The following is a 21,802-nucleotide window of genomic DNA, read 5'->3' as shown; positions in this document are numbered from 1 at the left end:
GGCTTTCTTATTTGATGGTTATTTGATTATGGAACAAAAAAAGTTAATAAATATAGTAAACGATTTAATTAAACAACCCAACGAAAGTGAATGGGTTGAATTCAAATTGAACTACCATTCAGCTGAAGAAATAGGCGAACGTATTTCAGCACTATCGAATGGCGCTTGCTTACATAACCACCCGTTTGGCTATCTAATTTTTGGAATAGAAGATAAAACCCATAAAGTTGTTGGAACTAGCTTCAAGATAAAATCGCAGAAAAAAGGCGGTGAAGAATTAGAAAGTTGGCTGATGAATCGATTAGCACCTAAGATAGATTTTCGGTTTCACGAATTTGAATATGAAGATGGAATACATGTAGCTATGATTATGATTCCAAGTGCTGTAAACCATCCTGTCGATTTTTTACACACATCATACATTAGAATCGGTAGTTATACTAGAAAACTAAGTGAATTTCCTGAAAAAGAAGGTAAAATTTGGAGAAAAGCTCCAGATAAGCCTTTAGAAAATCGTGTTGCTAAAGCTAATCTTACATCATCTGAAATAATAAGTTTACTAAATTCTCAAACATACTTTGAATTATTAAAACTTCCATATCCAAATACTCAGCAAGGCGTAATAGAAAAATTTGTTTCTGAAAAATTTATAAAAAAGAATAAAGAATTATACGACATAACTAAACTAGGTGCTGTTTTACTAGCCAAAAACCTCGAAGAATTTGATGAAATAGGAAGAAAAGCAGTAAGAGTAATTGTTTATAAAGGAAAAAATAAAGTTGAGACAATAAGAGAACAAATAGATAAAAGAGGATATGCCGTTAGCTTTGATGGTTTAATTGACTGGATTAATGGACAATTACCCGCTAACGAAGAAATAGGAAAAGCTTTTAGAAAAGAAACAAAAATGTATCCTGAAATTGCAATAAGAGAATTGGTTGCAAATGCTCTTATTCACCAAGATTTTAACGAAAAAGGATTTCCAATGATCGAAATATTTTCAGATCGAATTGAAATTTCAAATCCAGGTCTTCCACTGATAACTCCACAGCGTTTTATTGATGAGTATATTTCTCGAAATGAAAAATTAGCTGACATCTTAAGAAGATTTGGAATATGTGAAGAAAAGGGAAGCGGAATTGATAAAGTAATCTTTTATAACGAAATGTTCCAATTACCAGCTGTTGACTTTACAGTTTCAGAAAAAAGAACAAGAATTACTATGTTTAGTTATAAAGAACTTAATCATTTAGATAAAAAAGATAAAGCTCGAGCATGCTATCAACATGCTTGTCTATGCTATGTCTCGAATGATATAATGACTAATCAAAGTTTAAGAGAACGATTCCAAATTGAAGAAAAGAATGCTGCAATAGCATCAAGAATTATAAAAGACACGATAACCGAAGGTTTAATAAAAGACGATGATCCGTCAAGTAATTCCAGAAAATATAAAAAATACATTCCTTTTTGGGCATAGAGAATGACTTCTAAACACCAAAATTTAGTTATCTCAAACAAAAAAAATCCCAAACTCCAATTAAGGAATTTGGGATTTTTCAATCTAAAATTAAATCAATTAATGGGTATGTTTAGGGTTAAAACCGTCTTCACTAACTTCTGTTGGCGTATAATCTGCAAACATTTCAGCTTCGTAATCGATTTTTTCTCCTTTAGATAGTCTGCGGATAATTCCTTCCATTATTTGGTAGATTACAGGAACTACAATCAGGGTTAGGAATAACGAAGAGATTAATCCTCCGATAATTACCCAAGCCAAACCGTTTTTCCATTCTGCTCCTGCTCCAGATGCTAATGCAATTGGGAACATACCAAATACCATCGCAATTGTTGTCATCAAAATTGGACGTAAACGTGCGTGATTTGCCTGGATTAATGCATTTCTGATCGATTCTCCGGCTGCTCTTCTCTGGTTGGTGTAATCGACAAGCATGATCGCATTCTTACACACCAGACCAATAAGCATAATGATACCCAAAATGGTAAAGATATTTAAGGAGTTGTTTGTTAATGCTAATGCTAATAATGCTCCAATAAACGAAAGTGGAATAGCAAATAATACTACAAACGGGTGAACAAAACTGTCGTACAAACTCACCATTACCAGGTAAACCAAAACAATAGCGGCTAATAAAGCGATTCCTAAAGTACCAAATCCTTCTGATTGGTTCTCCTGGTCACCACCCCAGATATAGTTTACTCCTGCTGGTTTTTTAAGCTTGTCTAATTTTGCCTGCCATTGTGTAACAATTGTTCCTGATGGAACCCCAACGTTTTGTCCTTTTACGGTTACAGACGCTGATTTGTCTCTACGTTCTAACTGGCTAGGTCCTGAACCTTCTGTAATATCAGCAAACTGAGACAATTTAATTTGTTGTCCTGCTGCATTGATAAAAATCAAATTACTTACATCTGTAATACTTTTTCTGTCGAATGCATTGTATCTGATATTGATATCGTATTCGTATTCTCCAGCTCTGTATTTACCATCTGTGTTTCCGCTAAAAGCAGTTTGCATGGTTAAACCAACTGTTTGAAGTGTTAGTCCTAAAGCGGCCATTTTATCACGGTCTACTTTTACGTTTACCTCAGGATTTCCGTCTTCAACCGTTAATTTAATCTCCGTTGTTCCGGGAATTGTACGTAATTCTGCTTCTGCTAATTTTGCAAATGCCATAGCACTTTCTGTAGATGGACCTGTTACGATCAATCCTAATGTAGCATCTTCTGCTGTACCTAAGATACCTACGGGAACTGTTTTTACTTTTGCTCCAACTAATACTTTTTCAAGTTTACGTTTAATTTTTGCCGCATAAACATTCGCATCATCGGTACGATCTTTTTGTTCGATCATTTTTACGTCAATCTCTGCTTTGTAAGCTGTAGCTTGCGATGCTCCAAAACCTTCACTGGTTTGTCCTACCGTTGTAATTTGACTGTGAACGTATTCTTGTCCTTTTAAGTAAGCTTCGGCTTTTTGGGTCATGAAGTTCGTTTGTTCTAACGAAGCATCTTTTGGCATTTCGATCTGAACTAAGAATTCTCCACTATCAGATGATGCAAAAAACTCTCCACCGATAAAACCTCCAAGTCCAAAAATAGATCCAAAGAATAATATCAATACCAGAACAACTGTTTTACCGTAATTATCCAAACACCAGGTCAACAATACTGAAATCCAGTTTGTAAAACGTGTCAGGTAACTTTCGAAACCAAGAATTACTCTTCCAAAGAAATTTTTTCCTTCAATATGCTCTAATTTACCATAACGAGATGATAACCAAGGGATAATTGTAAATGAAGCTAAAAGCGATAGTAAAGTTGATATAATTACCGTAACACAAAATTGTGTAATGATATTAGATACTAAACCGGAACTCATTGCAATAGGCAAGAACACTACCACAATTACTAATGTAATCGAAGTTACCGTTCCACCAATTTCGGCAGTTCCGTCATACGATGCACGAATACGGCTTTTACCCATCTCCATGTGTCGGTAAATATTCTCGAGGACCACAATCGCATCATCGACCAGAATACCTACAACAAGAGATAATCCTAATAAACTCATTAAGTTCAGGGTATAACCCATTAAGTAAATACCAATAAAGGTAGCGATCAAAGATGCCGGAATAGACACCATTACAATCAATGAGTTTCTAATACTGTGCAAGAAGAACAACATTACAAAAGCTACCAGAACTACTGCAATTAATAAATCGTGAACTACAGAGTCTGCTGCTTCAAGCGTAAAGACGGTACTGTCTTTTGCTACTTCCAGTTTTAACTGGTTTACTTTATAATCTTTTTCAAGTATTGCAATTGTTTTCAATAATTGCTCACTTACCGCTACGGCATTTGCATCAGATTGTTTTACGATTTGCAAAACAATGGCGCTTTTTTGATCTACACGTGATATTTTTTCAGCAATTTTTTGAGTATCCTGAACATCGGCAATATCACTTAAACGAACCTGGATTCCGTTTTGAGAAGAAACTACTAAGTTTCTTAGTTCTTCGACACTTTTATATTTTCCCGCTAAACGAATTAATATTTTCTGGTTACGAGTCTGGATGTTTCCTGTTGGGAAATCCAGATTCGAAGTCAGAATATTTTGTTGTACCTGCGGAACAGATAATCCGTAACCCTGCATTTTTAATGCATCAAGGTTTACCTGAATTTCACGCTCAGAACCACCAATGATATTTACCTGGGCAACACCTTGTACACGAGATAAAATAGGCGCAATTTTTTTGTCAATTAAGTCATAAAATGCTGCTTCGTCCATTTTTCCGTTGGCACCAAGAGTCATAATTGGTAAATCACTCAGCGAGAATTTGGTAAGTGCCGGAGTTTTTACATCATCTGGCAAATCACTAATAATCGCATTTATTTTACGCTGTGCATCATTCAAAGAAAAATCGACTTTTGCGTTTGATGTCAGTGTAATCGAAACGATAGACAAACTTTCGTACGATTTCGAGTCAATTTTTTTAACGTTTTCCAGGGATGCAATCGCATCTTCAATTTTCTTGGTTACAGTATTCTCTACCTCACTTGGAGACGCTCCAGGATAAACAGTAGAAATCGTAATAACGTTTTGTTCAAATTTAGGGATCAGCTCATAGCCCAATTGGCTGTAGCTAAACAATCCACCAAGTATCAGGATTGTAAACAATACAATCACTAACGACGGACGTTTTATGGATATTTCGGCTAATTTCATATATGTTGCTTTAGGCTGTAGGCTTTAGGCAATAAGCTTAATACTTATGGCTTATAGCTTAATGCTTTAAATTATTTAATAATTTCTACTGTATTACCGTCTTGTAAGTTAATTTGACCTGTAATAACTACAGTTTCACCGTCTGATAATCCTTTGATAACTTCTACTTTATCTCCTAAGATTCTTCCGGCAGTAACTTTTCTTAATTTTGCAATACCTTTTTCAACTACAAATATTTCGTTGCTGCTTACACTTCCTACAAAAGCATTTCTAGGTACAACCATAAGGTTTTGTTTTTGTTGGTTCGATGCAAAGTTTGCAGTTCCGTACATCCCTGCTTTCAGGTCGTTATTTGTATTGTTTGTAATTTCGATCTCAACCGGAAAGTTTAAAGATTCGTCTGCTTTTGCAGCGATAAAAGTAATTTTTCCAGAAAAAGTTTTGTCAGGATAAACACTTGCCGTTACATTAATATGGTTTCCTACTTTAAGGCTTGCTACTTGATTTTCGTTTACTGTAACTACCAATTTTAATTTAGAAACGTTTACGATATCAAACAATGCAGTTGCAGGCATTCCTGCCAAAATAGATCCCGGCTCAATGTATTTTTTATTGATAAAACCATTTATCGGAGCTTTTACTTTTGTATCTCCAACATTAATGTTTGCTTGTGTTAAGCTAGACTGAGCATTTGTTAACGCTAGTTTTGCCTGATCTAATTGTTGTTTGGTAACACCACCGGTTTTAAAAGCATTTTCGTATCTGCTGTAATCAGATTTTGCGTTTTGGTAAACTGCCTGTGCTTGTTGCGCATTTACATTAATTACATCACCTCTCACTGTCAATAAAGTCTGACCTACTCTTACATAATCTCCTTCTTTGGCCAAAACACTAATTACTTTTCCTGATTTTTCTGCAGAGAAAGTCAATTGTTGAATAGGTTGAAAGTTTCCGTTAGCCACGAAGTCTAACGAAACTTCTTCTGTTTTTACAGGAGCTACTTTTACTGAAACTGCAGCATTTTTCTGTGCTACGATATCTGTTTTTGCTTTATTCTCTTTCTTATTATTATTTAAGACATACCCAATCACACCCAGTGCTGCGATTATGATTACGATTGTTATAATAGTTTTCTTCATTTTTTTTTAGTTATTTAATAAGAGTTTTAAGTTCGCCTTTTGATTTGATTAGTGCTACTTCGGCAATTTTGTAATTCAAGACTGCTCTGGTATAGTTATTTTGAGCTTCAAGTTGCGCATTTTCTGCATCCAGCAAATCTGTTAATGATGCTAATCCCTGAAGATAATTGTTCTTTGTATTGCTCAGGATCTCCGTCGCTAAACGCATATTTTCTTTTTGATTCTCGATAGTTACAAGGTTATTCTCTATTTGAGCCATTGCATTTCTATAATCTAAATCAAGCGAAAGTTTAGTGTCTTTGATATCTTCCTGAAGCGATCTGATTTCGACATCGGCTTGTCTTACTTTGGCACGAGTTCCAAATCCTGTAAAGATTGGCACATGCAGGTTTAATCCAATTGCAGAGTAATCTGACCAATATACCCCATCTTTAGGTTTTGCAAACCAAGGCATCTGAGGCCCCTGACCAATATAATTGTAACCTGCCGTTAGGGAAAGCGTTGGATAATATCCGGCTTCTACAGCTTTTTTATTGAATACTAAAAGTTCTTCTTGTTTTTTCAAAAGCAAAAATTCAGTTCTTGTTTCAGTATTTGGCACTTCTGTCAATGCAGCAGGAACAACTTCAAACTCTTCTTTTGGGATCTCGATTATAGTTTCTATAGGCATTCCCATATAAAACTTTAACGAGTTTTCTTGTAAGGTAATTTGATTTTTAATTTGTTGACGTTCTGTATCTATGTTTGACATTTTTACAACGATACGGTCCAAATCGATTTTTTTTGCCAGACCATTATCAAATTGTCCTTTTACGATATCACGTACTTTAGTTGTATTAACATAATTACTGTCTAATAAAATTAATCTTTCGCGTTGTACATAAACAGAATAATAGTTATTGGCAACTCTTTCGATTACTTGCTCTTCTGTTAGTTGTTCGTTTATTTGATAAAATTCACGGGTAGATCTTGCCGCTCTTAATCCGGTAAAAACAGATTGATCAAAAATCGTCTGAGTCAATGAAACTCCAGCATTTGAGGTCCATTTTTGACCAAATGCTGCCTGAATCGTAGTTCCCGGCGCACCAAAACCAGCTCCGTCAATAACTGTTGTCTGAATGATTGGATTGTGGGTCAAGTTTCCGTTTGCAGAAATTTGAGGTAACGCTCTTGAACGTACTTCCTGAATTTTATACTCGCTATTTTCAACCTGTAATTTTGCTTTTTTTGCATCGGCTTTGTTTTCAAGCGCATATACAATAGCATCTTTCAGGGTTAGTGTTTTGACTTGTGCGTTGGCAGACAAGCCAATTGAACACAAAAATATAAGAATTATTCGTTTCATAGATTGATGATTAAATAGTAATTTTTTTAAGTTGTTTTTCTAATTCCAGTATTCCTTTTTCTGTTGCCATAGCTCTGGTATGATATTCCAGTGCTTCTAATTCTATTTTTTGCGCTTCTCTTTCTGAAACCGTAGTTTCGTTGATATGAAAAATTAGCGTGTAGTAAAATTTTACATACAAATCGATATTCAATTCCGGTCTGTACAATCCTTCCTGGATTCCTTTCAAAATATTATCTCTGAAATAATGGTTGCACTGATCGATTTCATGCGTCATTATATTTTGATAGATTTCAGGATAATGCTTTTTTAACTGATAAAGTGGTGATGTATCTGTGGCGTTTTTAAACATATCACGAAACATTTCTCTAATCTCAAAATTTTCGTGAATGGCATTGTAATTTTTCGCTACAACAGAATCTATAACTTCATGCACTTGTTTATGAACTGTCGATGTACTCTCTTCGATCAAAACCTCTTTATTACAGAAGTATTTGTAAATCGTTTTTTTAGAAATACACATTTCACCTGCAATATCATCCATTGTAACACTCTTAAAACCAAGCTTCAAGAACAACTCACTTGCTTTTGATATAATTTTCTCTTTCATTTTAATTTTCAAATTATATTGCAAATATACTTAGGAAACTAAAATCAGAAAAATAGTTTCCGTGATATTTGTAATAATTTTACATTAATTTATTCATTGTCTAAGATTTATATGCTAAATTCTAAATTTGCTATCAGTTTAATATCTTTCCCTAAAGCTAAACCTCCGTTATGGTTGAACGAATTAAAATCTAAACCAAAATCCTGACGTTTGATATCGCCTTTGATCTCAAAAGCAACTTTTTTCTCGCCATTGTAGGTATTGATTCCAATAAACTCCGCATCAAGTTCTACCACTTTGGTTACGTCTTTTATTGTTAGGTCTCCTTTAAAAAAATTGATATTGTTGTTCACTCTTTGAAATGAAGTCGATTTAAAACTAATAATTGGATGTTCGTCTACATCAAAGAAATCCTGAAGTTGTAAATACGTATCTATTTGCTGAAAGCTATCTTTTTTGTTATTAATGTCTAATGAAAACTCAACCGAAGCATCTTCGATCTCATTGTCCTCAATGTTCACATATCCATCAAATTTATTCGTAGTTCCTCCCATGTAGGCAATTATCGAATGTCTCATTTTAATTAAAACATCTGATTGACTAGAATCTAAGGTCCATGTTGTTTTCATAACTATTTGATTTTACTGAGTTTATAAATTACTCTAACTCTTTGCGGAAACTTTTACGGTTTCCCGAGTTTCCAATTAACGGTGCAAATATAAACAGGAAACTCTAAACACCAAATAAGTTTCCGAGTTTTTTTGAAAATAATTTTAAATCCTTAAGAATTAACAGATTCAGCGCCTATTTTAGACGGAAACTGTGATTTAAAATTTAAGAAAGAAATAATTCATTATGAATCGTATCTTTGAAGCTCGCAATTCAGATTATATTTTATGCACGATATTAGCCAATACCAGGATTTTTTTATCACTTATTTAGAAAAACAAAGCATCAGCAAAGAGCCTAAAAACCTTTATGAACCTATTGACTACATTTTAGGTCTTGGCGGAAAACGGATGCGTCCTGTACTAACTTTAATGGCTTCAGAAGTTTTTGATACGGATTATAAAGTAGCCCTTCCTGCTGCAATGGCTGTCGAAGTTTTTCATAATTTTTCGCTGGTTCATGATGATATTATGGATGATGCGCCTTTGCGAAGAGGTAAGGAAACGGTGCATGAAAAATGGGATCTTAATACAGGAATTCTTTCCGGAGATGCAATGCTTATTCTGGCGTATCAATATTTTGAACAGTATGATCCAACCGTTTTTAGAGATCTGGCAAAGTTGTTTAGCAAAACGGCTCTTGAAGTATGCGAAGGACAACAATGGGATGTTGATTTCGAGAAAAGAAACGATGTTACGATTCCGGAATATCTAAAAATGATCGAATACAAAACTGCTGTTTTAGTTGCTGCTGCCATGAAAATGGGTGCCATTGTAGCCAAAACATCCCAAAAAGAAGCTGATTTTATCTACGATTTCGGACTTAACCTGGGATTGGCTTTCCAGCTTCAGGACGATTATCTGGATGCTTTTGGAGATCCGGAGACCTTTGGCAAGCAAGTTGGCGGTGATATTATCGAAAACAAAAAAACCTATTTATACCTTAAAGCACGTGAGTTCTCATCGGCTGAAAAAGCCTCGGAACTCGAAAAATTATTCAGTTTACAATTAGACGATAACACGGATAAAATAGCCACAGCAAAAACTATTTTTAATGAATCCGGTGCTTCAAAAGCCACGCAGGATGCGATAGAAATGTATACTTTTAAGGCTTTTGAAACTTTAGAAAAAATGGATATTAACGCCCAAAAGAAAGATATCTTGAGAACTTTTGGTGAAAATTTAATGGGAAGAAAAGTTTAAAATTTTAGTCTCAGTCTCAGTTTTCAGTAAAATACAAAATCAAATATAATTATGATGAATTCGCGGAGATTCATGTAATTCGTGGCAAAAAAAATTCACATTTGTAAACAGAAAAAGGGCTTCGACTTCGCTCAGCCAGACAAACGATATCTTAAAACGAAGTGTCATCCTGAGCGAAGTCGAAGGCTTATGAAACAGTAATCCCTACAGGTTTTAAAAACCTGTAGGGTTTGTTATTTTAAACGCTCAAAAAGGGCTTCGACTTCGCTCAGCCAGACAAACGATATCTTAAAAACGAAGTATCACCCTGAACGAAGTCGAAGGCTTGTTTAACTAAAAAGTTCATCAGGATCTACTAAATCTGATAATTTTTGTTTTAGATTATCTTCTAAAATTGTTAATCCGTATTGGTAAGAGGCGTTCATCCAGCCAAAACCTTCTTCGGTTATATAATCAAATTCAGTTCCTACGTTTCCGTATTCTGCAAAAATCTTGTGCGAGCTTATCGACAAATCAAATTTCTCCGGAATGGTTCCGTTATAATCAACTGCGTTTCTGGTAATAAGCCAAAGCCAGCGATAAACCATTTCCTGCGCTTCTTCGTAAAAATTATAATTGAGCAACCCTTCCCATAAAAGCATTTGATGCGGCGCCCACCCAAACGGATAATCCCATTGTCTTATCGGTGCATTTTCATCAACATCTGCAATAGATTCTTTGGTACAACCTGCAATTCCGCCTTTCATTTTAAACCTTGGCAGTGTCTTTTTGACCAAAATTTCAGCCTGTTCAGGCGTACTTATTTTTGCCCAAAGGGGATAAAATGTGGGAGCAGCTTCAAAAAAATGTTGCTTTTCGTTTACAAAATCATAATCCAGATAACAACCGGATTCCGGATTCCAACACATTGTATTGATTTTTTCTTTTCTCGAATTGGCTTTTGTAAGCCAATATTCGCTTGAAAAAGATTTATCTTCAAAATATTGAAACTCATTTTTAAAATATTTTTTGATCAAAAAAGCAATATCCGTTTCGTATTTATACAATAAACTATTAATGGCAACGGTGTTTAAATTGGCACAAACACCAACCAATCTATTGGTCGTATCATGACCGCTTTCTCGCATGCTGCGATCGTGAATAAAATATTTATCGAGTTCAGGATCTACCACTTCTCTTTCGAGATATTTCTTTTCAAATTCTCGGGTAGACAGATTGTATTTTGGTGCATATTGCTCCAGAATATCATCAAAATGCCCTTCTTCTACTTCAAACGGAAGTCCTATTCCTTCGGCTTTATAGCGATTTAATCCGTTTGCTGTAAGGCGTTTGCCTTCTTCCATCCAAACGGTTTGATATTCTTTTATGGCAGTTTTTAAATGTCTTTCTATCCAGAAAATATCGGGATTCGACTTTTCTAAAACATCCATAATCAGCGATGTATAAAGTGGCGGTTGTGTACGCGTTAAATAATAACTTCGGTTGGCGTTCAGAATTTTTCCGTAATGATCAATTTGATATTTAAAATTCTCTGCAATGCCCAAAGCAAGATCAATTTTATCGTCGATCAAAAGACCTTTGGCAATAAAATAACTGTCCCAACCATACATTTCGTTAAATCGTCCGCCAGGAACCACAAACGGAACACCAGAAATTACGTTGTTCTTAATCTGAAGTGCCAGCGCTAAAATTCCGGGCTTTTTATTGAGCGACAAAACATATTCCGGCGAAATGTTTTTAGGCATTTGCACGACTTTTAATTTGGGTGTTGCCGCTTCTAATTTCTTGAAATAATCAAAAACAATTTCATCGCCAAAAGGCACGTACAAATACGCCAATTCATTTTCGATCTTATTGTCTTCGAGGATTTTTTTTACGCCATCGGCATCAATTGTTCTGGTAAGACCTTTCCAATAGAGGGTTTTTATTTTTCTTGAAATTCTTTTTACAGGATCTTCGGTAATTTCATCCAGATTGATTTCGGCAAATTCAGTCTTGTTTTTTTTGGCTAAAGCCAATTCCTGCAATAAATTAGAAAGCTGATATGTTCCTTCGATTACAGTAGAATTTCCGCTTTCATCATTTAGCAAAAACTTTTTTGGACCATGATCATCAATCGTTATTTTTTTATCACCATCAGTATCTTCCTGAGCCAATAATTTTTCGATGGTTTGGGTTATATGTAATTTAAATTTCATCTTTTGCAGTTATTTTTTTAAGAATAAAAAAGGATATTAATAATAAAGACATTGGAATTAAAGTAAAATAAAATGCTTTTTCCGGTCCTTCATTTTTAAACAACCAGCCCGTTATCCTGGAACCTAATGTTCCGCCAAGAGCAGAAAAAATGACAATTAATCCGGTCATGGAGCTTTGCAAATTCTTTGGCAGAGCACTTAGCACAATCGAATTTAGTAACGGATAAATGGGCGCTATAAACAAGCCTATCAAAGGAAATGCAAAACCAATTAAGGGTATATCTGATAGTGTATTGATGTTTTTAACTTCTAAACCAACTGTTTTTGGCAATACAAAAACAACAATCAACATTGCCGAAAGAATACAAAAACTCAACACCCAGATCCAGTTGACTTTTTTGGTTACTATACCTGCAATCAATCTGCCAATTGCCAATGAAATTGCCAAAATACTTGCCATCATGATACTGATATTTTCCGGCAAATGAAGCACTTTTGTATTAAATGTTGGCAACCACGAAAGGATTCCCTGCTCGATCATTACAAACAAAAAGACACTGATCACAAAAATAACGGTAAGTAATTTTGCCATTAATTTGAACATTTGCAGGAAATCGTCTTTGACATTTGCTCCTGCTGAAACTTCGGGCTCTTTGAATCTTACAAAAAATAAAAACAGAAAGGACAGCAACGATAATCCTGCCAAAAACCAATAGACATTAAGCCAGGAATTAGGATCGCTTTCGTTATTAAAAGCGGGAAATAAAAAATAAGCCAACGCAATACCCACCATAAAAAAACCTTCGATACTACTCATCAAAGCGTTGTGTTCTTTTTTGGTTTCGGTCACGGTTCCTATCAACGAATAAACCGAAACTTTGATCAAAGCAAAGGAGACTCCTACGGTTGCAAAAAGAATTTTAGCATTATCAAATGAGTTTCCAAAATACATAGAAATACAAGCCAGAGTAACCAAACCTAATCCTATCAACATCGATTTTTTATAGCCAATTCTGGGTAAAAAAGAGGCTATAAAAAAAGATACAATAGCAATTGGCATGTCTTTGAAAGCTTCCAGAATACTTGCCTGAACTTCATCTACTCCGTAATTTTTTTGTGATTTTAAAATCACAATCCCTACACTATTCAATAAAATAGCGAAGACAAAATAATTAAGATAAAGAGAGATTTTGATTCCTATGTTTTTCATTTTTTTATCTATAATTTGTAGTTACTGTACGTTTATTAAATTTAACACATAGAAACATAGTTTGGTTTGAATTCAAAGGGCGTTTCACTTACATTAATCCACATAGCTATGTGTGAGAAACCAGCTTCTTTTTTGTTCTTTTTTTAATGATAAAAATCTATGTTTCTATGTGTTTAATTTTTTTTCGGTTGTGATTTGTTGCCGATTTTTTACGTTTACGTTGTGGAGACGCACTGCTGTGCGCCTCTACATTGCCGTATGTCATTTTGCTGTAACCTGATGGCTGTAAATTTTAACACATAGAAACATAGCTTAGATTGAACTCAAAAGGCGTTTCACTTACATTAATCCACATAGCTATGTGTGAGAAACCAGTTTCTTTTTTGTTCTTTTTTTTAAAACGATAAAATCTATGTTTCTATGTGTTTAATTTTTTTTACGAGTTACACTAACAGATTTTGATTTATATAAATTTAGAAATTAATCGCTACCGAAAATCTAAACGCACGTCCTAAAATAGGTCTTGCCATAAACACATCGCTTGCCGCAGATGTTGTTTGTCTTGGATCTCCTTCGGTCAAACCAATTTCGTTGAATAAATTCGAAGCATCGACTGCAAAACGAAGATTGTTATATCTGTAACTTAAACCTGCTCCAACTTCTTTGTAAGCCGGCAAAACTTGTTTGTTGTCCTGATTGGTATATTTTTTATCGTAGTAAGAAAACTGAACATAAGCTGTAAGATCTTTGGTAATATCTACTTCTGGTCTTAGATTACAGAAAAATTTAGGAATTCTGCGTGCTGTATTTCCGTTAAAATCAAAAGTAGAGCCATCTGCATTTTTACCTGTAAAATTATCGTATTCCGGTTTTTGAACCGTAAAAGTAAAATTCAGTTTTACAATACTATATCTCACATTGGTTTCTACTTCAAGACCAATATTGTTTACATCGGCAAATTTGTTTTCAGATGATCCGTCAGATAAAATATCCGTAAAGGCAACATTTTTTAACCCCATGTGAAACAAATTTGCATTTACAGAGAAAAATGAACTCGCATATTTGTATCCTAATTCAAACTGGTTTACTTCGGTATTCTGAAGTTTGCTTAAATCTGCTGCATTGTCATAAAATGACTCTTCGATTGGCGATCTAAATCCGTGGCTGTAACGAACGTACGAAGCCATATTGTCATTGAACTTGTAATTTCCTGCTGCTGTATACGACCATTCGCTTACATCATATCTCCAATAGGTGTACGGATTTCCTTTTACTGTTGTCACCGCATCATCAGCCGTATTGTTGTCTAAAATCCCTAAATTCTCGGCAAAAAATCTGGCGTTATCTCTATATCCTGAATATTTGTCTTTGTTATATCTTAAGCCTGCATTAAAGGTTAACTTATCTGTAGCTTTAAATTCTGCATCAGCATAAATATCATTCAAAAGCCCTTTAGTTTGCGCGTCTCTTTCTAACCAGGTAATTCTTTCTACGCCATTCCAGGTATGATCAACTCCGGTTGTATTATCTTTTACGTTTAATAATCTCGGATTATCAGAAACATTTACCAAATACGAATTCCAGTTCCAGTATTGGTTCGATTTCCAGTTCGAATAATAGTAACCGGCTGTTAATTTTACAGGATCTAAATCAAAATTAAAAGAGAAATTATTGGCAAAATTGTTCATCTTTTTCTCGATGTGCCATAAATCAGCTCTCATGATCAAAGCATTAGGATCAAGTTTTTGTCCGTTATCTACATAACTATAAGTCAAATTACTTGCCGTAGTATTTTGCACACTTGTTGCATAAGCATCCTGTGTCCAAGGTCCTCCGTTTGGAAAAATAGCATTGTAGTTTAAATCAATATTCGTGTTTTTGAAAGCATTTTTGAATGTTACTTTCTCCGATATTTTCTTTTTAAACTCAGCTCCAATAGCGTTTATAATTGGGTGAGAACCATCTTCTAGATCAGCACTAAAAGTTCCGCCGCCGTATTGAGGTACATTCAAATGACTGAAATTTACAGAAGTCAACGTTCCATAATTTGGATTAAAACCATCTATACCTTCAATTTTTCCGTTATTGCTTTTTAAAGGAATTGGCAAATAAAATGCATTTCGGTCATCAAGGTGTTTAAAATTAATTCTTAAATAATCGTCCTCATCAATTTTATAAGTGATGTTTCCTTTTATCTGCCCCCCTTTATTTGCTGTAAAACCAGTGTTTCTAACGCCATTATCGGCTCTGTAGAAACCTCCAACATTAAAAAATAATTTGTCCTTGATTAAAGCGCCTGATAAATTAAGATCAGTTCTGAACATTCCGTAATCTGAAGTCGTAAATTTTGCTCTTCCCTGAAATTCATTTTGTCCTGTTTTTGAGATAAAATTGATAATTCCGCCGGGAGCATTATTCGCAAAAATGGATGCCGATCCTCCACGAACAGCTTCCATTTTGCTTACTGTTTCGTCTAGTCTGTAAAAAGTATCAGCGTTGGCAAACTGCAAAGCACCATCTTCAAAAACCGGCAATCCGTCTTCCTGAATTTGTACATATTCATAAGCTCCCGCTGAGGGAATACCTCTTGCAAAAAGGTTGTTTCCTATTTCTCCTCCAGATGCTTCTACCACAAATCCCGGAATGGTTTGAAGTAATGCCGCTGTACTTGATGGCGCTCTGTCTTCGATCGCTTTTGCACCCATTGTAGTAATGGCAACGCTGGACTCCAATTTAGATCTTGGCGCTGATGATCCCGTAACCACAACTTCTTTCAAACTTTGTGATTCTCCCTCAAGAAGTAAATTTACCTCCTGAGATTCTCCTTCTTTTAGGGCAATCTTTTTTTCGAAAGTTTTATACCCCACATTGGTTGCAATAATCGTGTAAGTTCCTGCATCGACATTCGAGAATGAATATCCTCCGTTTTCGTCTGTAACGGTACTTTTACCTGTTTCCTTAATCGAAACATTTGCTCCCGGAACTGTTACTCCGGTATCATCAAGTACTTTTCCTGAAATAGTACTTTTATTTTGGGCAAACCCTTTATTTGGTAAAAAAAATAGGCAAAATATTAAAAGTAATGTGCCTAAATACTGGTGTATCTTTTTCATTTTTTTGTTTGGTTAGTTAGTAATTATGGTTATCACTGTCAAACTTAGGAACAAATAATAAGGAATATAAGAATTATAAATCGAAAACGTTTTCGAAAACACCTAAAACGTTTTCGGAACTTAAAAACTTATCAATGCAGTTTATTTTTAGTACTTTTATTTCATGAATGACACAAAATTAATAGATATAGCCTCGGCATTAGGAATTTCGGTCACTACGGTTTCAAAAGCACTAAAAGGATATACAGATATTAGCAAATCTACGCGCGCCAGAGTTATCGAAATGGCCGAAACGATGAACTACATGCCTAATTCTGTTGCGGTTAACCTTAGAACTAATGAAACCAAAACAATTGGCGTTATAATTCCTGCCACTGTGCATCATTTTTTTTCCAGCGTACTAAATGGTATTCTCGAAGAAGCCGAAAAAAGAGGCTATCTGGTTATTATATTACAATCAAACGAAAAATACGAACTCGAGAAAAAACAACTTGCTTTATTAATTCAAAAAAGAGTTGACGGTGTTTTAATGTCACTCTCGAATGAGACAGACGATTTCTCACATATTAACGAAGCGATCCGTAAAAATACTCCGGTAGTTTTATTTGATAAAATTGCCAAAAGGGTCGATTGCTCCAAAGTGGTTATCAACGATGCCAAAGCGGCTTTTGATGCTGTTTCGTACCTTATTAATAAAGGGTACAAAAGAATTGCGCATTTTAGAGGTTCGTATGTTCCGCAAAATTCTATCGATCGCTTTTTAGGTTATAAAAGAGCGCTTGAAGCACACGGAATCGAGTACGATTCGAAACTAGTTTATGTGTGCGATAACAATACTGATTTTGAAGACGGTTACGAAAACGCCCAAAAAGTAATGACCGAAAATCCGGATATCGATGCCATTTTTGCCATTACCGATTTAGTCGCCATCGGGATTATTAAATACTTTAATGAAGCCGGAATAAAAACGCCGGAACAAGTTGCCGTTTTTGGGTTTAGCAATTGGTTTATGAGTACGGTTATCTCTCCTAAATTAACGACAATAGATCAGCCCGGATTCGAAATGGGACATCAGGCAGTGTCACTTTTAATTGATGAAATTGTCGATATAAAAGAGCATCGACCAGTGACACATCAAATTATTGAACTTCCTACAAGAATCATTGAAAGAGAATCGACAGTTAAATGATTTTTTAATTTTAACTTTGCGCCAATCTTAAAAAGCATCAATGTTTCCGATTCCTGAAAATACCGATATTTTATTGGCCGATGCCGAAAGTGGAAATCTATATATAAGCCTGATTGAGCAAATCAATAAAGACTTTAATCTGGCCAATGAAGGCATAGATTTTCCGCTCCGTATTTTGCCTGAAGAATTAAAAATTCAGCTTCACGAAAAAATCTACCGAATGATTCAGTACAAATTTGCTGAATATCTGAACTTGCTTTACATTATTGATGTTCCCGAAAATGATATCAAAAAACTAGATGGTTCTGATCTGGTAATTCTGGCCGAGCAGGTTTCTTTTTTAGTTTTAAAAAGAGAATGGCAGAAGGTTTGGTTTAGAAATTATTATAAGTAAAATTAAGGGGCAAAGGCACAAAGATGCAAAGTGACAGAGGTTTCCCTTTTTTGTGCTAAATTTTAAAACGGTATGTCCCTATGGGACAAATGTTGGTGGTATAATAATGTTCTACCAATATGTAATCTCTTCGAGATATATCTTCGAAATTGAATATTTAGCAAAAAAAATCACCAGAATAATCCCGAAGCTTCAGGAAACGTTACTACAAAATAAATCATTCCTCAGTAATATTTCTTTAAGGAAGTTCCGTAGGAACAAAATATATTGTAGGGATGGATTTTAATCCATTTTTCGCAATCATAAACACAATCTTGTCATGCCGAGGAACGAGGAATCTCCGCAAGAAACTCTACATGGTATCTTTCATTACCTTCCTGAAATTCCTTTAAACCTTTAGATGCACTGCTATACGACTCTACGGAAAACCTCTGTTACTCCGCCCCTTTGAAACCTCTGCACCTTAAAAATAAACTCTCACAAAAGGCATAAATCCTGATCCGTAAAGACTTTTATCTGCCTTATACAACACATCGTAGCGGGCACCAATAGTAACATTTCCGGCTCTGTAACCAGCGCCTAAGTATAGGGACGTATTCCAATAATTATCTGAATAACCTGGTCTGTAAGGAGTCGAATTATAGTCTGTATTTACGCGTACCTGCTCTAATTCGGCAGACAACTGAATCTCAGGAATCGGGTTTACAAGCCCAATCAGACTCCCACCGTAAACAAAAGAATTGTAATAATTTTTGGATGATAAATAACCAAACTGCAAACCAACACCAACTGCAACAATCTCATTTACATTATAAATAGCACTTGGCACTACAGAAATATCGGTATAACCGGAACCAATTCCTAAACCAAGCCCCCCGCCAAATTGTACCTTATCCCAAAAATGATTGCTATTGTCAATTACATAATTTTGCTGTGCAATTGCTGAACTAGAAAATAAGACTGTCAAAATCACAAAAAAAAGTTTGCAATCGATTGAAAATTGAATTTTATTCATAGTTGAGTCTATTTTTAACAAATTTTTACGTAAAAGTACGCAAAAAAAAGATTTAAATAAATGCGATTGTTGTACTTTTGCCATTCTATTTAACAAAAAGTATATTCACTAATATTATGGATAGGTTTTCATTTTTAAATGCAGCGCATACAGAGTTTTTCGCACAATTATATGATCAATATTTAGTAAATCCGGATAGCGTTGAGCCAAGCTGGAGAAGTTTTTTTCAAGGTTTCGACTTTGGACAAGCGACTTATAATGACGAAAATCCGGTTCAACATATTGTTGAATATGTGACTAGCCCAAACACAGATTACAGTCAGGTTTCAGAAAAACTGCAAAAAGAATTTAATGTTCTAAAATTAATTGATGGATACCGTACCCGCGGACATTTGTTTACCAAAACAAACCCTGTTCGTGACCGTAGAACTTCGTCTCCTACTTTAGATATTGAAAATTTTGGATTAACAACGGCTGATCTTTCTACCGTTTTTGATGCTGCTCAGACTATCGGAATACCACCTTCTTCTTTAGAAGCTATTGTAAACCGTCTTCAAGCTATTTACTGCCAGCATATTGGTATTGAATATATGTATATTAGAAATCCTGGTGTTGTAAAATGGATACAGGAAAAACTGGCTGTAAATGTTAATCAGCCTAACTTCAAGTCTGAAGAGAAGAAAATCATTTTAGAAAAATTAAACGAAGCTGTTTCTTTCGAGAACTTCCTGCATACTAAATATGTAGGTCAAAAAAGATTTTCATTAGAAGGTGGAGAAACTATTATTCCGGCTCTTGATGCTTTGATCGAGCAAGCTGCTGAAAAAGGTGTTGAACAATTTGTAATGGGAATGGCCCACCGTGGTCGTTTGAATGTTTTGGCAAACATCTTTGGCAAATCAACTCAGGATATCTTTGGTGAGTTTGACGGTAAAGATTACGATCAGGAATATTTTGATGGTGACGTAAAATACCACTTAGGTCTTACGGCTGACAAAAAAACAAGAACAGGAAAAAATATCAATATCAATTTAGCACCAAACCCTTCTCACTTAGAAACGGTTGGAGCAGTAATTGAAGGAATTACAAGAGCAAAACAAGATAAATATTATGCTGATGATTTCTCTAAAGTATTACCTATCGCCGTACACGGAGATGCTGCAATCGCAGGACAGGGTATACTATATGAGATTATTCAAATGGCGCAACTTGACGGTTATAAAACCGGAGGAACGATTCATATCGTAATCAACAACCAGGTTGGTTTTACTACAAACTATTTAGACGCCCGTTCGTCTACTTATTGTACAGATGTTGCTAAGGTTACACTTTCGCCAGTATTGCACGTAAATGCTGATGATGCCGAAGCTGTTGTACACGCAGTATCTTTTGCATTAGATTACAGAATGCAATTTGGTCGCGACGTATTTATCGATTTATTAGGATACAGAAAATACGGTCATAACGAAGGTGATGAGCCTCGTTTTACACAACCGGTTTTATATAAAATCATCGCAAAACATAAAAATCCAAGAGATATTTATGCAGAAAAATTATTGTCAGACGGCGTAATCGATGCTTCTTATGTAAATGCTTTAGAAAAAGAATACAAAACTTTGATGGAGGAGAACTTAGAAGCTTCCCGTAAAAAAGATTTGACGATTATAACGCCATTCATGAAAAACGAATGGGACGGATTTGTTCAGGTAACAGATACCCAAATGCTTGAAAAAGTAAACACTACTTTTGACAAAAAAGGATTGGATTCTATCATTAACACAATCTCGACATTACCGGCAGACAAAAAGTTCATCAATAAAATAACTAAAATTGTTACCGACAGAAAAACCGGATACGACAATAATACTCTTGATTGGGGAACTGCAGAAGCACTGGCTTACGGTTCTCTTTTGACGGAGGGATTTGATGTTCGTATTTCTGGTCAGGACGTAGAGCGTGGTACATTCTCTCACCGTCATGCTGTAGTTAAGGTAGAAGATTCTGAAGAAGAAGTTATATTATTGGATGCTATTGAGAACAAAAAAGGAAAATTTGGAGTATTCAACTCTCTTTTATCTGAATATGGCGTTCTTGGTTTTGATTACGGATACGCATTAACGAACCCTAATGCCTTGACAATTTGGGAAGCACAATTTGGAGATTTCTCTAATGGAGCTCAAATCATGATTGACCAGTATATTTCTTGTGGTGAAGACAAATGGAACAACCAAAATGGTATTGTTTTATTATTGCCACACGGATATGAAGGACAAGGTGCAGAACACTCTTCTGCAAGAATGGAGCGTTACTTACAACTTTGTGCAAGACAAAATATGTATGTGGCAGACTGTACAACTCCAGCCAATTTCTTTCACTTGTTGAGAAGACAAATGAAAACAAATTTCCGTAAACCTTTGGTGGTTTTCTCTCCAAAAAGTTTATTGCGTGACCCAAGATGTGTTTCTACAGTAGAAGAATTAGCAACAGGAAGTTTCCAGGAAACAATTGATGATACTACCGTAAACAAAAAAGATGTAAAAACTTTAGTTTTTGTTACCGGTAAATTCTACTATGACATTGTTGCTGAAAGAGAAAATAACGGAAGAAATGACGTTGCTGTAGTAAGAATTGAGCAATTGTTCCCTTTACCGGTTGAACAATTGAAGGCAATTATCGCTCAGTATCCAAATGCCGATGATTATGTTTGGGCACAAGAAGAGCCTAAAAACATGGGAGCTTACAGCTTTATGTTAATGAACTTTGATCTTGTAAAATGGAGATTAGCTTCATTAAAAGCTTACGCCGCTCCTGCAGCAGGAAGTTATACACGTGCAAAACGTCGTCATGCAGATGCAATTAGAATGGTATTCGATAAAAATTTATTCAGATAAAAAGAATGTTTCAAGTTTAAAGTTTCCGGTTTTACATGAACAAGAAACTTTAAACCATAAAAACCTTAAACAAAAAC

At 35.1% G+C, this 21,802-nt stretch carries 14 protein-coding genes; 5 read left to right on the top strand and 9 right to left on the bottom strand.

Annotated features, from left to right (window positions below; genetic code table 11):
- Nucleotides 1-28 precede the first annotated feature (28 nt).
- Nucleotides 29-1,480 carry an RNA-binding domain-containing protein gene (locus B0A64_RS00875; RefSeq protein WP_089477662.1) on the top strand — a complete coding sequence of 484 codons (1,452 nt, stop codon included), beginning with the start codon at nucleotides 29-31 and terminating at the stop codon, nucleotides 1,478-1,480.
- 99 nt (nucleotides 1,481-1,579) lie between these two features.
- On the opposite strand, the gene B0A64_RS00870 is transcribed toward B0A64_RS00875, so the two are convergent.
- The 5 genes from B0A64_RS00870 to B0A64_RS00850 form a co-directional block, all read right to left on the bottom strand.
- The gene (locus tag B0A64_RS00870) at nucleotides 1,580-4,750 is read right to left on the bottom strand and encodes an efflux RND transporter permease subunit (RefSeq protein ID WP_089477661.1); all 3,171 of its coding nucleotides are present in this window, start codon (nucleotides 4,748-4,750) and stop codon (nucleotides 1,580-1,582) included.
- A gap of 71 nt (nucleotides 4,751-4,821) precedes the next feature.
- Entirely contained in the window at nucleotides 4,822-5,889 is a 1,068-nt protein-coding gene (locus B0A64_RS00865; RefSeq protein ID WP_089477660.1) for an efflux RND transporter periplasmic adaptor subunit, read from the bottom strand.
- A 10-nt stretch (nucleotides 5,890-5,899) separates the two neighbouring features.
- Complete coding sequence (locus B0A64_RS00860) at nucleotides 5,900-7,234, bottom strand: TolC family protein (protein ID WP_089477659.1); 1,335 nt, start codon at nucleotides 7,232-7,234, stop codon at nucleotides 5,900-5,902.
- 10 nt (nucleotides 7,235-7,244) lie between these two features.
- On the bottom strand, nucleotides 7,245-7,844 hold the full coding sequence (locus tag B0A64_RS00855; protein ID WP_089477658.1) for a TetR/AcrR family transcriptional regulator: 600 nt from the start codon (nucleotides 7,842-7,844) through the stop codon (nucleotides 7,245-7,247).
- Nucleotides 7,845-7,951: 107 nt separating this feature from the next.
- On the bottom strand, nucleotides 7,952-8,473 hold the full coding sequence (locus B0A64_RS00850; protein ID WP_089477657.1) for a YceI family protein: 522 nt from the start codon (nucleotides 8,471-8,473) through the stop codon (nucleotides 7,952-7,954).
- A gap of 267 nt (nucleotides 8,474-8,740) precedes the next feature.
- Here B0A64_RS00850 and B0A64_RS00845 point away from each other — a divergent pair, with 267 nt between their 5' ends.
- Nucleotides 8,741-9,715, top strand: coding sequence for a polyprenyl synthetase family protein (locus B0A64_RS00845; RefSeq protein ID WP_089477656.1), 975 nt, complete (start codon nucleotides 8,741-8,743; stop codon nucleotides 9,713-9,715).
- A gap of 329 nt (nucleotides 9,716-10,044) precedes the next feature.
- On the opposite strand, the gene B0A64_RS00840 is transcribed toward B0A64_RS00845, so the two are convergent.
- The 3 genes from B0A64_RS00840 to B0A64_RS00830 all read right to left on the bottom strand — a co-directional run bounded on the left by B0A64_RS00840 (nucleotide 10,045) and on the right by B0A64_RS00830 (nucleotide 16,236).
- Entirely contained in the window at nucleotides 10,045-11,913 is a 1,869-nt protein-coding gene (locus B0A64_RS00840) for a trehalase family glycosidase (protein WP_089477655.1), read from the bottom strand.
- Nucleotides 11,903-13,123 carry an MFS transporter gene (locus B0A64_RS00835; protein WP_089477654.1) on the bottom strand — a complete coding sequence of 407 codons (1,221 nt, stop codon included), beginning with the start codon at nucleotides 13,121-13,123 and terminating at the stop codon, nucleotides 11,903-11,905. Before B0A64_RS00835 ends, B0A64_RS00840 begins: the two co-directional genes overlap by 11 nt.
- Before the next feature lie 473 nt (nucleotides 13,124-13,596).
- Nucleotides 13,597-16,236 (bottom strand): TonB-dependent receptor, encoded by a 2,640-nt coding sequence (locus B0A64_RS00830; RefSeq protein ID WP_089477653.1) that lies wholly within the window; start codon nucleotides 16,234-16,236, stop codon nucleotides 13,597-13,599.
- Between the two features lie 163 nt (nucleotides 16,237-16,399).
- Between B0A64_RS00830 and B0A64_RS00825 the strand changes: the two genes are divergently transcribed.
- On the top strand, nucleotides 16,400-17,425 hold the full coding sequence (locus B0A64_RS00825; RefSeq protein ID WP_089477652.1) for a LacI family DNA-binding transcriptional regulator: 1,026 nt from the start codon (nucleotides 16,400-16,402) through the stop codon (nucleotides 17,423-17,425).
- Between the two features lie 40 nt (nucleotides 17,426-17,465).
- A complete protein-coding gene (locus tag B0A64_RS00820) occupies nucleotides 17,466-17,819 on the top strand; it encodes a hypothetical protein (protein WP_089477651.1) in 354 nt (117 codons plus the stop codon).
- A gap of 463 nt (nucleotides 17,820-18,282) precedes the next feature.
- On the opposite strand, the gene B0A64_RS00815 is transcribed toward B0A64_RS00820, so the two are convergent.
- Nucleotides 18,283-18,834: a hypothetical protein gene (locus B0A64_RS00815; RefSeq protein WP_089477924.1), complete on the bottom strand. Its 552-nt coding sequence runs from the start codon at nucleotides 18,832-18,834 to the stop codon at nucleotides 18,283-18,285.
- 116 nt (nucleotides 18,835-18,950) lie between these two features.
- Here B0A64_RS00815 and B0A64_RS00810 point away from each other — a divergent pair, with 116 nt between their 5' ends.
- The gene (locus B0A64_RS00810; protein WP_089477650.1) at nucleotides 18,951-21,725 is read left to right on the top strand and encodes a 2-oxoglutarate dehydrogenase E1 component; all 2,775 of its coding nucleotides are present in this window, start codon (nucleotides 18,951-18,953) and stop codon (nucleotides 21,723-21,725) included.
- Nucleotides 21,726-21,802 lie beyond the last annotated feature (77 nt).

The organism is Flavobacterium araucananum (genome assembly GCF_002222055.1).
GTDB lineage: Bacteria > Bacteroidota > Bacteroidia > Flavobacteriales > Flavobacteriaceae > Flavobacterium > Flavobacterium araucananum.
This window is presented reverse-complemented; position numbering and strand designations above follow the sequence as displayed.

Coding starts and splice junctions, on each gene's coding strand:
- B0A64_RS00875 (WP_089477662.1), top strand. CDS start 29: ATGGAACAAAAAAAGTTAATAAATATAGTAAACGATTTAATTAAACAA.
- B0A64_RS00870 (WP_089477661.1), bottom strand. CDS start 4,750: ATGAAATTAGCCGAAATATCCATAAAACGTCCGTCGTTAGTGATTGTA.
- B0A64_RS00865 (WP_089477660.1), bottom strand. CDS start 5,889: ATGAAGAAAACTATTATAACAATCGTAATCATAATCGCAGCACTGGGT.
- B0A64_RS00860 (WP_089477659.1), bottom strand. CDS start 7,234: ATGAAACGAATAATTCTTATATTTTTGTGTTCAATTGGCTTGTCTGCC.
- B0A64_RS00855 (WP_089477658.1), bottom strand. CDS start 7,844: ATGAAAGAGAAAATTATATCAAAAGCAAGTGAGTTGTTCTTGAAGCTT.
- B0A64_RS00850 (WP_089477657.1), bottom strand. CDS start 8,473: ATGAAAACAACATGGACCTTAGATTCTAGTCAATCAGATGTTTTAATT.
- B0A64_RS00845 (WP_089477656.1), top strand. CDS start 8,741: ATGCACGATATTAGCCAATACCAGGATTTTTTTATCACTTATTTAGAA.
- B0A64_RS00840 (WP_089477655.1), bottom strand. CDS start 11,913: ATGAAATTTAAATTACATATAACCCAAACCATCGAAAAATTATTGGCT.
- B0A64_RS00835 (WP_089477654.1), bottom strand. CDS start 13,123: ATGAAAAACATAGGAATCAAAATCTCTCTTTATCTTAATTATTTTGTC.
- B0A64_RS00830 (WP_089477653.1), bottom strand. CDS start 16,236: ATGAAAAAGATACACCAGTATTTAGGCACATTACTTTTAATATTTTGC.
- B0A64_RS00825 (WP_089477652.1), top strand. CDS start 16,400: ATGAATGACACAAAATTAATAGATATAGCCTCGGCATTAGGAATTTCG.
- B0A64_RS00820 (WP_089477651.1), top strand. CDS start 17,466: ATGTTTCCGATTCCTGAAAATACCGATATTTTATTGGCCGATGCCGAA.
- B0A64_RS00815 (WP_089477924.1), bottom strand. CDS start 18,834: ATGAATAAAATTCAATTTTCAATCGATTGCAAACTTTTTTTTGTGATT.
- B0A64_RS00810 (WP_089477650.1), top strand. CDS start 18,951: ATGGATAGGTTTTCATTTTTAAATGCAGCGCATACAGAGTTTTTCGCA.